A 12,717-nucleotide genomic window follows, 5' to 3' on the forward strand; every position below is an offset into this window, starting at 1 on the left:
GAGATAAGAAAGAAGGGAGCCCACCCATCAACGGCGTGGGCTAAAAATTAGCGTGAAATAATCAGGTGAATCCCGAAACCGGCGAACAGCGTTCCCGCCACACCGTCAATCCACTTCGCCGCACGCTGATAGCCACGACGCATCGTCGGCAGCGCAAACAGACTTGCCACCACGGTAAACCAGGCCAGCGTTTCCACGATAATGAGCACGAAAATGCCCCAGCGTTCACCGGCACCCACGCTATCGCCAACAAACAGCGAGAATACGGAGCCAAAATAGATAATCGCCTTTGGGTTAGCGAGGTTAGTCAGCAGGCCTTTCATAAAGCTGCGTCCCCTTTGCGCCAGTTCCACCTGCGGCTCAGCACCCTGCGCCGATTTTTCTTTCTTCAGCGCCCCACGCAGCATCTGGTAGCCCATCCAGCACAGATACAGGCCGCCGCCAACCATGATAATGGTATGCAGCCAGGCCATTTTTTCGATAATCAGGTGTAGCCCGAGCAGCGCAACGCCCGCCCAGACCATTACGCCGCAGGTAATACCCAGCACGCCCATCATCGCTTCTTTGCGCGAACGGCTGACGGCAGTCTGAGAAACAAAAAAGAAGTCCGGCCCAGGGCTCATCAACGCAATGATGTGCACCAGCGCCACGGTAAGGAACAGCGTTATCATGATAGACCTACCAAACAAGACGATAAATTTGCGGAAAAATTGTACGGCAAAAGCGGTACGCAAAATCATTCAAGCGGTATCAAGGCGATAAGGGAGCGATTCCCCCGCACGAGTACATCAGTACATCGCTGGGATTAACGACCGCGGCCAACGCGGTGGCCGTTTGAAGGATGCAGTCTACATCCTGACACTTTTTCCACCCACTGACTACTCTTCATCGTCTCCATCGACATGGGCGCGGATCAGCGCCAGGAATTCGCGTCCAAAGCGTTCCAGTTTACGCGTCCCAACGCCGTTCACGCTGAGCATATCGCCCGGCGATACCGGCATTTGTTCAGCCATTTCGATAAGCGTCGCGTCGTTGAAGACGACATATGGTGGGATATTTTCTTCATCAGCAATGGCTTTCCGCAATTTGCGCAATTTGGAGAACAGCTGACGGTCATAGTTGCCTACCGCCGCTTTTTGCATCACGCGCGGTTTTAGTGCCACGATACGCGGCACCGCAAGCTGGAGCGGCACTTCACCACGCAGCACCGGACGAGCGGCATCGGTCAACTGTAATGCCGAATGTTGGGCGATATTCTGGGTGACAAAACCGAGATGAATCAGTTGGCGGATCACGCTCACCCAGTGCTCGTGACTCTTTTCACGGCCCATGCCATACACTTTCAGTTTGTCATGGCCAAACTCGCGAATACGCTGGCTGTTCGCACCGCGAATCACTTCCACCACGTAGCCCATACCGAAGCGCTGGTTAACGCGCCCGATGGTAGAGAGCGCAATTTGCGCATCCTGTGCGCCATCATACTGTTTTGGCGGATCGAGACAGATATCGCAGTTGCCGCACGGCTCCTGACGCCCTTCACCAAAATAGTTCAGCAGCACCAGACGACGGCAGGTCTGCGCTTCGGCAAAGGCTCCCATCGCATTGAGCTTATGGCGTTCAATATCCAGCAGCATACCCGCCGGTTTCTCTTCGAGGCAGCGGCGCAGCCAGGCCATATCGGCCGGGTCGTAAAACAGCATCGCTTCCGCAGGCAGACCATCGCGCCCGGCGCGACCGGTCTCCTGATAATAAGATTCGATATTGCGAGGGATATCAAAGTGCACGACAAAGCGCACGTTTGGCTTGTTAATGCCCATGCCAAACGCCACGGTGGCGACCACAATCTGCAAATCGTCACGCTGAAACTTCTCCTGAACATCCGCGCGAACCTCATTCTCAAGCCCGGCGTGATAGGCTCCCGCGCTAATGCCACGGCTTTGCAGACGGGCAGCCGTGTCTTCCACCTTCGAGCGGCTGTTGCAGTAGATAATGCCCGACTTGCCTTTTTGTTCCTGCACGTAGCGCATCAGCTGGTCGAGAGGCTTAAACTTCTCCATCAGCATGTAGCGAATGTTCGGGCGATCGAAGCTGCTGATCTGGATATAGGGGTCGTTGAGCCCGAGCAGGCGCACGATATCATTACGGGTAGTGTCATCCGCAGTGGCGGTCAACGCCATAAACGGCAGCGCCGGGAAGCGCTGGCGCAGGTGGCCAAGCGCCGCATATTCCGGGCGGAAATCGTGGCCCCACTGGGAAATACAGTGCGCTTCATCCACCGCCAGCATCACTGGGTTCCAGTGAGCCAGATGTTCGAGGAAGTTATCCAGCATCAGGCGTTCCGGGGCAATATAGAGCAGACGAATCTGCCCAGTACGACACCCGGCCATGACTTCCTGCTGCTGTTCGCGAGTCTGGGTGGAGTTAATGCAAGCCGCCGCAACACCGTTCGCCAGTAGCTGGTCGACCTGGTCTTTCATCAGGGAAATCAATGGTGAAACCACGACCGTCAGGCCATCAAGCACCAACGCGGGGATCTGATAACACAGCGACTTGCCGCCGCCGGTTGGCATCACGACTAAGCAGTCGCGCCCTTCCAGCACGGTATCAATGATGGTTTCCTGGCCTGGGCGGAACTGCTGATAGCCAAAGGTCTCCTGCAAAACCTGTTTAGCCAGCGCTCCCTGATTCAAAACTTCCGCCTGTGCCACATTGACCCCATTCACCGTAAAATAAAAGCAGGCGCTATTTTCAGCGCCTGCGTGCCAAACTGCAATGTTTTAGACGAATTCCTTCAACCCTACTCGCAACAACCCTGCGGTTACGCTGTTAAAACAAGTCGTTAAGCATCACACCGACGCCAACGCGCGTCTGATTAAAGTTATAGTCGATAAGCGACTCGCCGTAACCGCTGTAAACCTGGGTATAAACGCGCACGTGTTTGGTTAGCGGATAGCTCACGCCCAGCTCAGCGCCGCCGTAGCCGGTATTCCAGTTGTACTGCCCCTGCGCGCTCAATACTGCATCACCCAGTTGGTAGCCAATTTTCAACCGGTAATAGCCCATATATTTAGTGATATCCGGGTTGTCATCGGTTTCGCCCACCACATACCAGGGCTTCACTTCCACCAGCCAATTGCCATTTTGCGCCATCAGGCGGGCATACAAACGGTTCCAGCTACGCGAGGTGGGATCGGAGCGACCGTTGGAATCATGGTTATAGCCCATTTCGATGTCGCGCAGCGTCCAACCGGCAAACTGGTAATCGGTGGCAAAACCAAGGAACAGCTGCGGTTCATAGTTGGTTTCGCGGAACGGCGCCGACTCACCGCTGTTGGAGAGCTGCCACCAGGAACGCTGCGTATAAGAGGCCGCCAGCACCGAGTTATCGCCAAGGATCCCGCGCCACAGCGGGAATGCCAGGCTCAACTGGAATTTCACTTCATCCTTGCGCGCATTCTCCGCCCAATCGTAGGAGCGGATCGCCTCTTTATTGAGGTCGCTGGTCCAGGTGTATAGCAGATAGTTGCTCTCATAAGGATAGAGCGTGAACGGATTATCATGCTCTTGCAGCAGGTTGGCGATAATACTGCCGCGCACCGCGGGCACATCGTGAACTTCTTTAATCGTTGCTTCCTGCGCAAACGCAGAGACAGGCAGCAGTAGCGCCAGTAATCCACTCCGTGAGAACCGCATCAGTCACTTTCCCCTGAGATATATAAAAATAATGAATAGCAAAATGACACGCATTTTACCTGTTTGCACTGTTCTTGCTCATCAAACCTTTCTGAAAGTAGTAATCAACACGCAATCGTCATAAAATCAACATTTCATTAACATAAAAGCAAGGTGATTATGTCTGCACAACTCACCGCCGAAGCGGCTCTTAAGCTGGTTGGCGAAATTTTTGTCTACCATATGCCGTTTAACCGGGCGCTGAATCTGGAGCTGGAGGTCTACGAAAAGGCTTTTGCACAGCTAAGTTTTAACAACCAGCCGATGATGGTCGGCAACTGGGCGCAAAGCATTTTGCACGGCGGAGTGATTGCCTCGGCGCTGGATGTCGCCGCTGGGCTGGTTTGCGTAGGCAGTACGCTGGCGCGTCATGACACCATCAATGAAGACGAGCTGCGCCAACGGTTATCGCGGATGGGCACCATTGATTTGCGCGTCGATTATCTGCGCCCTGGCCGCGGCACGCGTTTTACCGCCACCAGTTCGCTGCTGCGCGCCGGCAATAAAGTTGCCGTTGCCCGCGTTGAGCTACACAACGAAGAACAGACGCATATCGCCAGCGCCACGGCGACTTATATGGTGGGTTAACCGCCATAATCGCGTAAAATTGCGTTACTTTTTCGAAATGGATATTTCTCATGGATCCCAAACAGACGCGTCAGGGCGTACTTCTGGCCCTCGCCGCCTATTTTATCTGGGGCATCGCTCCAGCCTACTTCAAGCTGATTTACTACGTTCCCGCCGATGAAATCCTGACCCACCGCGTCATCTGGTCGTTTTTCTTTATGGTCGCACTGGTGAGCATCAGCCGCCAGTGGTCAAAGGTCAGAACGCTGCTCAAGACGCCAAAGAAGGTATTCTTGCTGGCGCTTTCGGCGGTCCTGATTGGCGGTAACTGGCTGCTATTTATCTGGTCGGTCAATAATCACCATATGCTGGAAGCCAGCCTGGGTTACTTTGTAAACCCGCTGGTGAATATTGTGCTGGGGATGATTTTCCTCGGCGAGCGCTTCCGCCGCATGCAGTGGCTGGCGGTATTTTTGGCAATTTGCGGGGTACTGGTGCAGCTATGGACCTTCGGGTCACTGCCGATTATCGCCCTGGGTCTGGCCTTCAGTTTTGCCTTCTACGGCCTGGTGCGTAAGAAAATTGCCGTCGATGCGCAGACCGGTATGCTGTTTGAAACCCTCTGGCTGCTGCCGGTGGCGGCAATTTATCTGTTCGGCATCGCCGATAGCGCCACCAGCCATATGGGGCAAAACGCTTGGTCGCTGAACCTGCTACTGATTGCCGCAGGCATCGTCACCACCATTCCTTTGCTGTGCTTCACCGGCGCCGCAACGCGTCTGCGCCTGTCGACGCTGGGCTTCTTCCAGTATATCGGGCCTACGCTGATGTTCCTGCTGGCGGTGACGTTCTACGGTGAAGTGCCGGGGGCGGACAAGATGGTCACCTTCGCGTTTATCTGGGTCGCGCTGGCGATTTTCGTGATGGATGCGATTTATACCCAGCGACGGAGCCGTCGCGGGTAGAAAGACGCCGGAGGGCGCCGCGCTTATCCGACCTACGCGTAGGTCGAATAAGCGTTGCGCTATCCGGCACAGATCTTACAGCCAGTTCTTGCGCTTAAAGTAGAGGTACGGCGCAAGCCCCGCCAGAATCATAAAGATGATTGCGCCCGGGTAGCCAAAGCTCCAGCGCAGCTCCGGCATAAACTCAAAGTTCATCCCATAGCTGGACGCCACCAGCGTCGGCGGCAGGAATACCACCGAAACCACCGAGAAGATCTTGATGATGCGGTTCTGTTCGATGTTGATAAAGCCCATCGCCGCCTGCATCAGGAAGTTCACCTTCTGGAACAATGATTCGTTGTGCGGCAGCAGAGATTCGATATCTCGCAGAATCTCACGCGCCTGTTCCAGCTGGCTCGCCGGTAAGCGCGCCTTGCGCACCAGAAAGTTCAGCGCACGCTGGGTATCCATCAGACACAGGCGAACCTTCCAGCCGATATCTTCCAGCTCTGCCAGCGTGGAGAGCGCTTCATCATATTCATCGCCCTGACGCCCTTCCATAATCACACGGCTGAGCTTTTCCAGGTCGCTGTAGATGTTTTCAATTTCATCCGCCAGCTGTTCAATTTTGGTTTCGAACAGATCGAGCAGCAGTTCGTAGGCGTTGCCATCAACCATCAATTGGCTGCGCGCACGCATACGATACAGACGGAAAGCAGGCAATTCACGCTCGCGCAGGGTAAACAGGCGCCCTTCGCGGATAGTAAATGCCACGGTTGAGTTGCCGGCATGATCGTCCGCATCTTCATAGAAGAAGAAGGAGTGAATATGCAGGCCGTCTTCGTCTTCAAAAAAACGTGCGGATGCTTCGATGTCTTCCAGTTCAGGGCGCGTGGCCAGGTTCTGGCCCAAATCCTTTTGCACACGGTTTCGTTCATCGTCATCCGGCTCGACTAAATCAACCCAGACCGAACTGGCCAGGTGATCAATCTCGTCCGCCTCAAGACGCGTTAAACGATTATTTTCCAGTTGAAATGCGCTCAGCATGACCGGGACTCCCAATGCAAAAAATTATCGGACAGCCGGTGGGCACACAGAAACTACAGGGGTTTCAGACCATTAAACAGCCTGACTCAATGCGACGGGATAAATACGGGTCGCTGACAACCGCTAAGGCTATCAGCATAAGAGGATAGCCTTAGGAGTTGTTCCTGGATGACAGGAAGGTGAGCCAGCATCTACTGGGTGTGTCCAAGGCTTTGTCCTCTTAGCGTAATCGTGCGCGCATGTTACGCCAGCAAAAAAACGGCGTCAACACGCAACGAAACGCTAACCGGCATTAATTACCTTCTGTTCAGTAAGGCTAGCAGAACGTGACAAAATAATGATATTTTTCTGAAAGTTATACAGTTTCCAATCTGGCATAGGCTGCCACCAGCCATTTAATCCCCTGCCCCTGGAACGCGACCTGCAGGCGGCTATGCTCGCCGCTGCCTTCCAGATTGACAATGGTACCTTCGCCAAACTTGGCGTGGCGAACGCGTTGGCCAAGCTTATAGCCGGTGTCGTTCTCCGCCATCGGCGTCCCCATCCGCTGATGGTTAACCGGGCGACTTACCGTCGCACGCAGACGCACTTCTTCTACGCACTGCTCAGGCAGTTCGCCGATAAAGCGCGATGGGCGATGGTAAACCTCTTTGCCGTACAGACGACGCGTTTCCGCATAGGTTAGCGTCAGCTTCTGCATGGCGCGGGTCACGCCAACGTAGGCAAGACGACGCTCTTCTTCCAAACGTCCACCTTCATCCAGCGACATCTGGCTTGGGAACATCCCCTCTTCCATCCCGACGATAAACACCTGCGGGAACTCCAGACCTTTGGCCGAGTGAAGGGTCATCAGCTGTACCGCATCCTGCCAGGTATCGGCCTGTCCTTCGCCCGCTTCCAGCGCCGCGTGGGAGAGGAATGCCTGCAGCGGCAGTAAATCCTCTTCTTCTTCGTTGTAGCTGAACTGGCGCGTTGCCGTTACCAGTTCGTCTAAGTTCTCAATACGCGTCTGGCCTTTCTCACCTTTTTCCTGCTCGTACATCATGCGCAGGCCGGAATCTTTCACCACCCGGTCAGTCTGCACGTGCAGCGGCATATCGGCCGTTTCCTGCGCCAGAGCGTCAATCAGCTCCATAAAACGCTGTAATGCGCTGGCAGCGCGCCCGGCGAGCGCTTTCTCTTGCAGCAGCTCCCGGCAGGCCTGCCACAGCGTGAGCTGACGGTCGCGCGATGTCTGGCGGACGACGTCCAGCGTGCGATCGCCAATCCCACGCGTTGGTGTATTCACCACGCGCTCAAAGGCCGCGTCGTCGTTGCGGTTGGAGATAAGACGCAGGTAAGAGAGCGCATCTTTAATTTCCTGACGCTCGAAGAAGCGCATACCGCCGTAAATACGGTACGGCATACTGACCTGCAACAGCGCCTCTTCCAGCACGCGCGACTGGGCGTTGCTGCGATAGAGAATCGCGCATTGTTCCAGCGCACCGCCGTTGTCCTGCCAGGTTTTGATACGGTTAACCACGAAGCGAGCTTCGTCGAGTTCGTTAAAAGCGCAATAGAGCGAGATCGGTTCGCCGTCGACGCCATCGGTCCACAGTTTTTTGCCCAGACGCCCGTTGTTGTTTTCAATCAAGGCGTTGGCTGCACTCAGGATATTGCTGGTCGAACGGTAGTTCTGCTCAAGGCGGATGGTTTCGGCACCAGGGAAATCGTTCAGGAAGCGCTGGATGTTTTCCACCTGCGCTCCGCGCCAGCCGTAGATCGACTGGTCATCATCCCCGACGATCATCACCTTGCCGGTATCCCCCGCCAACAGACGGATCCACGCGTATTGGATGTTGTTGGTATCCTGGAATTCGTCCACCAGAATATTGGTGAAGCGTTCACGATAGTGCTGAAGAATATGCGGTTTGTTGAGCCACAGCTCGTGGGCGCGCAGCAGCAGCTCGGCGAAATCCACCAGCCCGGCGCGGTCGCAAGCCTCCAGGTAGGCCTGATAGACCTTCTGCCAGGTCTGCTCAACCGGGTTGCCATAGCTCTGCAAATGATGCGGACGCAGCCCTTCGTCTTTCTGGCTGTTGATAAACCACATGGCTTGACGCGGCGGCCACTGCTTCTCATCAAGGTTCATCGCCTTGATCAGACGCTTCAGTAAACGCAGTTGGTCTTCGCTATCGAGGATCTGAAAATCCTGCGGCAGATTGGCATCCAAATGGTGCGCGCGCAGCAGCCGGTGCGCCAGCCCGTGGAACGTACCAACCCACATGCCGCCCTGAGACGTGCCCATCAGCTGCGCGATACGGTGGCGCATTTCTGCCGCCGCTTTGTTGGTGAAGGTCACCGCCATAATTGAGTACGGCGAGCAGTTTTCCACACTTTGCAGCCAGGCGATACGGTGTACCAGCACGCGCGTCTTACCACTGCCTGCCCCGGCGAGCACCAGCATATTGGTACGCTTTGCCGCGACGGCTTCGCGCTGTTTATCGTTGAGGCTGTCGAGCAGGTAAGAAACGTCCATTGGCACCGCCGGAAAGAATGAGAACCCAGTGATACACTGGGAATTTATACAGAGTTATTGACGATTATATCAGCGAGGTCAGAGATGCCAACCGCGAAATCTCAACATGGGGCAACAAACGGCTGTCGGTGGTCTGCATCAGGTCGGCATTTTCCGGCTTGATCCAGCAGGCCTGCATGCCGCAGCGAATCGCACCGGCGACGTCTGTCGTCAGGTCATCGCCCACGTGCAGGATCTGGCCGAGCGGGACGTTGAGCTTTTCCGCCGCCAGATGATACATATCAGCATACGGTTTCGAACGCCCATCCGGGCCCGCGCGCAGCACAAACTCGAAATAGCCGCTTAGCCCAAACAGCTCCGGCTGGGCGTTACCGTTGGTGATCGCCACCAGCGGCCATTTCTGTGCCAGCTTGGTTAGGGTATCGTGGGTTTCCTGTGGCACATCAATTCGGCTGCGCCACTGGGCAAAATTGGCCATCGCCGCATCCGCGCCCGCCGTCGCCTCTTGCGCCGTCAGCCCCGCTTTACGCAGGCCGTGCTCCAGCGCCCGCCAGCGCCATTCGGTGACGTCGTGGTAGATTTCCGGTTCATTTTGCAACAATTCATCACGCCAGCGTTGCAGCATTTGTGCATCAAAGTTTGCCAGCGCCGGATGGTAGCCGCGCACAAAATTCAGCGACTCCTGCATCGTCCGGTCAATCACCGGGCGGTTATCATAAAGGGTATCGTCAAGGTCAAACGTCAACGCGGCAATGGTGCCCAGCGGTCGATAAAAACGCATTATTTCTCCCGTTTGGCGCGTGGATGCGCCGCATCGTACACCGTAGCAAGGTGTTGAAAATCAAGATGGGTATAGATTTGGGTGGTCGATAGATTGGCGTGGCCCAGCAGTTCCTGTACGCCGCGCAAATCGCCGCTCGACTCCAGCATATGGGTGGCAAAAGAGTGGCGCAGCTTGTGCGGATTGACGTGACTGTTCAGCCCCTGCTTGATGCCCCATTCGGCAAAGCGCTTTTGGACGTTGCGCGCTGAAATACGCTTGCCCAGTTTGGACAAAAACAGCGCGTCATCATCGCCGCCGAACAGACCGCGCAGATCGAGCCAATGTTCAATCCACAACACGGCGTTGCGGCCAATCGGCAGACGGCGCTCTTTGCTCCCTTTGCCGAGCACCCACACTTCACCGGTATCGAGATCCAGATGTTTGATATCCAGCCCAACCAGTTCAGACAAACGCAGGCCGGCCCCGTACATCACTTCCAGCATCGCGCGATCGCGTACCGCCAGCGGATCGTTGAGATCGATATCCAGCAGCCGGTTCACATCATCAACGTCGATATTCTTTGGCAGATGGCGCGGGGCTTTCGGCGCCGCAACGCCTTTCGCCGGGTTTGCCGGTAGTTCGCCCTGACTCACCATCCAGTCAAAGAAACTGCGCAGCGCGGAAAGTCGTAGCGCCAGGCTTGCCGCCCCTAGCCCCTTACGGCGGCTGCGGGTGGAAAAACTGCGCACCATCGCAGCATCACATTGTTGCCAATTCTGCAGACCCATCGCACAGGCCATTTCAATAACGGCATCAAGCTGACGCTGATAATTCAATAAGGTAATCGGGCTAAGCTGCCGCTCCACGCCGAGATATCGTAAGAAACGCGTCACGGCGGGCGTCAGCGAGGTATCGGTCATACGCGTTCAATCCATCGTTCCAGCAGGCCTGGTAGCATCAGGGCAATTTCCTGTAGCAGCTGCGTTCCCTGCCCGGCTTGATAGTGGTGCGGATCGCGACTGCTGAACAAAATGACCCCCAGATCGCCCTCGCTGCCCATCATCGATACCGCCACCGAACCCACCGCTTTCGCTTCAGGTAGCAGCAGCAGGAGTTCAGGGCCATTCAGCGTGCCAAGGTAGTGGTTTTCCTGACCCAGGCGCTGTATCCGCAGCGGTTCAAAAGCCTGCCGAGAGAGGACGAGATGGGTATATTTTGAAGGCGCACCGAGTCGCCAGCGATCGGAAAACAGACGCAGCGATGCGCCCGCGAGCCCCAGTTCACGAGCCCAGCGGTGGAAACGCAGCAGCAGATCGTCAAGACTTTCAGCACAGGCCAGCCGATTTTGCAGATGCAGCAGACGGTAAAACAGCCCTTCGTTAGCCGCCGCCTGATCCACCAGCTGATCCATGTTCTCTTCCAGCATCGCGATGTAGTTGCGCGAACGCGCCATATGCCACTCAACCAGTGACACCATGCCCCGCACCGGATGCGGGACACGCATTTGCTCAACAACGGCGGCATTACGAATAAAAAATTCAGGATGTTGCAACAGATAGTCCGCCACCGCGCGGTCATTTAGCGCAGTGGCTGCATCCTGTTGTTCTTCCCCGACTTGTTTCATAGGTGAATAAATCCGTCATAGACATGTGCCGCCGGGCCAGTCATAAACAACGGTTGGCCCGGGCCCTTCCAGGCGATATCAAGACGTCCGCCCGGTAATTCCACGCGCACCTCTTCCGCCAGCAAACCTTGCTGAATACCGACGGCGACCGCCGCACAGGCTCCGCTTCCGCAGGCCTGCGTTTCGCCCGCACCGCGTTCATAAACGCGCAGGCGGATGTGTTCGCGCTTCACAATCTGCATAAAACCAATATTGGCGCGCTCAGGGAAACGTTCATGGCTTTCCATCAACGGGCCCAGCGTTTCTACCGCCGCCGTGTCGACGTCATCAACCTGAATCACGCAGTGCGGGTTCCCCATGGAGACCACGCCGCACAATACTGTCTGTTCGGCTACACGCATAATATAGGTCTTTTCCGCTTTGTTAGCGCGAAACGGGACCTGCGAGGGCTCAAAATTGGGCTCCCCCATGTTCACCCGGACCAGTTCATCATCCGTGACGGTTAATACCATACGGCCATTCGCCGTACTGACGCGGATCTCACGTTTATTCGTTAAACCTTTCAGGCGTACAAAACGCGCGAAGCAGCGCGCGCCGTTGCCACACTGCGAGACTTCGCTGCCATCGGCGTTGAAGATGCGGTAGTGAAAATCCAGATCGGGATCGTAAGGCGGTTCGACGACCAATAGCTGGTCAAAACCCACGCCCTGATGCCTATCCGCCAGGCGACGAATCAGCTCTGGCGAGAAAAAAACATTCTGCGTTACCGCGTCGACAACCATGAAATCGTTGCCGAGGCCATGCATTTTAGAAAACTGCATCATCTACTCCAGTTGCGCGGAACAGAACGTATTAATTAGTAATTAACCTGCGTCGGGCCGCCGTTATCACCACGGTCATTGCGATCCGGAGTATCGCTTTGCACCGGAGGTGTGACGGATTTGGTCGGCGTTGGCGCCGTTTTATCAGCCGGAGGAAAATAGAGTGGGCCTTTCAGGCCACAGCCAGCAAGGCTAAACAATGCAAGTAACACCGCCAGCGGTCGGAAAATCTTATTCATTCTCAGGATGCCTGTAGTTCAATGCTTTCTATTTTCTATCATCGCAGGAGGAGGCGCAAAAGCAAGCGTTAAGCGCCTGACTGCAACGTGATTTGTTTCACGCTATACTGCCGAATCACTAAAAAACGGGAAACGACAATGAACGACAGTGAATTTCATCGCCTGGCCGACACCCTTTGGCTCACCATTGAAGAACGCCTGGATGACTGGGACGGCGACAGCGATATCGACTGCGAAATCAACGGTGGCGTACTGACCATTAGCTTTGAAAACGGCAGCAAAATTATTATTAACCGTCAGGAGCCACTGCACCAGGTGTGGCTGGCGACAAAACAGGGCGGCTATCACTTTGACCTGAAAGGCGATGAGTGGATCTGCGACCGCAGCGGCGAAAGCTTCTGGGATTTGCTGGAACAGGCGGCGACGCAGCAGTCGGGCGAAACGGTCAGCTTCCGTTAAGAT

The 12,717-nt window shown here is 55.5% G+C and carries 14 protein-coding genes; 3 read left to right on the forward strand and 11 right to left on the reverse strand.

Annotated features, from left to right (window positions below):
• Positions 1 to 47 precede the first annotated feature (47 nt).
• The 3 genes from rhtC to pldA form a co-directional block, all read right to left on the reverse strand.
• Positions 48 to 671 carry a threonine export protein RhtC gene (gene rhtC / locus KCR01S_RS16090; protein ID WP_061283988.1) on the reverse strand — a complete coding sequence of 208 codons (624 nt, stop codon included), beginning with the start codon at positions 669 to 671 and terminating at the stop codon, positions 48 to 50.
• A 207-nt stretch (positions 672 to 878) separates the two neighbouring features.
• Positions 879 to 2,708: an ATP-dependent DNA helicase RecQ gene (gene recQ, locus KCR01S_RS16095; protein ID WP_061283869.1), complete on the reverse strand. Its 1,830-nt coding sequence runs from the start codon at positions 2,706 to 2,708 to the stop codon at positions 879 to 881.
• 118 nt (positions 2,709 to 2,826) lie between these two features.
• On the reverse strand, positions 2,827 to 3,693 hold the full coding sequence (gene pldA, locus KCR01S_RS16100; protein ID WP_061283871.1) for a phospholipase A: 867 nt from the start codon (positions 3,691 to 3,693) through the stop codon (positions 2,827 to 2,829).
• Positions 3,694 to 3,852: 159 nt separating this feature from the next.
• On the opposite strand from pldA, the gene yigI reads away from it, so the two are divergent.
• Positions 3,853 to 4,320 carry an acyl-CoA thioesterase YigI gene (gene yigI / locus KCR01S_RS16105; protein ID WP_052285498.1) on the forward strand — a complete coding sequence of 156 codons (468 nt, stop codon included), beginning with the start codon at positions 3,853 to 3,855 and terminating at the stop codon, positions 4,318 to 4,320.
• Between the two features lie 50 nt (positions 4,321 to 4,370).
• Positions 4,371 to 5,264 (forward strand): EamA family transporter RarD, encoded by an 894-nt coding sequence (gene rarD / locus KCR01S_RS16110; RefSeq protein WP_061283872.1) that lies wholly within the window; start codon positions 4,371 to 4,373, stop codon positions 5,262 to 5,264.
• A 75-nt stretch (positions 5,265 to 5,339) separates the two neighbouring features.
• On the opposite strand, the gene corA is transcribed toward rarD, so the two are convergent.
• The 8 genes from corA to lptM all read right to left on the reverse strand — a co-directional run bounded on the left by corA (position 5,340) and on the right by lptM (position 12,255).
• On the reverse strand, positions 5,340 to 6,290 hold the full coding sequence (gene corA, locus KCR01S_RS16115; RefSeq protein WP_061283874.1) for a magnesium/cobalt transporter CorA: 951 nt from the start codon (positions 6,288 to 6,290) through the stop codon (positions 5,340 to 5,342).
• Positions 6,291 to 6,441: 151 nt separating this feature from the next.
• Complete coding sequence (gene ysgD / locus KCR01S_RS25480; RefSeq protein ID WP_218007475.1) at positions 6,442 to 6,498, reverse strand: YsgD/CorL family protein; 57 nt, start codon at positions 6,496 to 6,498, stop codon at positions 6,442 to 6,444.
• Between the two features lie 147 nt (positions 6,499 to 6,645).
• Positions 6,646 to 8,808: a DNA helicase II gene (uvrD, locus tag KCR01S_RS16120; RefSeq protein ID WP_061283876.1), complete on the reverse strand. Its 2,163-nt coding sequence runs from the start codon at positions 8,806 to 8,808 to the stop codon at positions 6,646 to 6,648.
• Positions 8,809 to 8,872: 64 nt separating this feature from the next.
• On the reverse strand, positions 8,873 to 9,589 hold the full coding sequence (gene yigB / locus KCR01S_RS16125; RefSeq protein ID WP_061283878.1) for a 5-amino-6-(5-phospho-D-ribitylamino)uracil phosphatase YigB: 717 nt from the start codon (positions 9,587 to 9,589) through the stop codon (positions 8,873 to 8,875).
• Positions 9,589 to 10,491 (reverse strand): tyrosine recombinase XerC, encoded by a 903-nt coding sequence (gene xerC / locus KCR01S_RS16130; RefSeq protein ID WP_061283880.1) that lies wholly within the window; start codon positions 10,489 to 10,491, stop codon positions 9,589 to 9,591. Before xerC ends, yigB begins: the two co-directional genes overlap by 1 nt.
• Positions 10,488 to 11,195: a DUF484 domain-containing protein gene (locus tag KCR01S_RS16135; RefSeq protein ID WP_061283882.1), complete on the reverse strand. Its 708-nt coding sequence runs from the start codon at positions 11,193 to 11,195 to the stop codon at positions 10,488 to 10,490. Before KCR01S_RS16135 ends, xerC begins: the two co-directional genes overlap by 4 nt.
• Positions 11,192 to 12,016, reverse strand: a complete 825-nt coding sequence (dapF, locus tag KCR01S_RS16140) for a diaminopimelate epimerase (protein WP_061283884.1) — start codon at positions 12,014 to 12,016, stop codon at positions 11,192 to 11,194. The genes KCR01S_RS16135 and dapF overlap by 4 nt, the downstream gene beginning before the upstream one ends.
• Positions 12,017 to 12,051: 35 nt before the next feature.
• Positions 12,052 to 12,255, reverse strand: coding sequence for an LPS translocon maturation chaperone LptM (gene lptM, locus KCR01S_RS16145; RefSeq protein WP_061283886.1), 204 nt, complete (start codon positions 12,253 to 12,255; stop codon positions 12,052 to 12,054).
• Positions 12,256 to 12,393: 138 nt separating this feature from the next.
• On the opposite strand from lptM, the gene cyaY reads away from it, so the two are divergent.
• On the forward strand, positions 12,394 to 12,714 hold the full coding sequence (gene cyaY / locus KCR01S_RS16150; RefSeq protein WP_052285507.1) for an iron donor protein CyaY: 321 nt from the start codon (positions 12,394 to 12,396) through the stop codon (positions 12,712 to 12,714).
• Positions 12,715 to 12,717 lie beyond the last annotated feature (3 nt).

The organism is Kluyvera cryocrescens NBRC 102467 (assembly GCF_001571285.1).
Taxonomy (GTDB): Bacteria; Pseudomonadota; Gammaproteobacteria; order Enterobacterales; family Enterobacteriaceae; genus Kluyvera; species Kluyvera cryocrescens.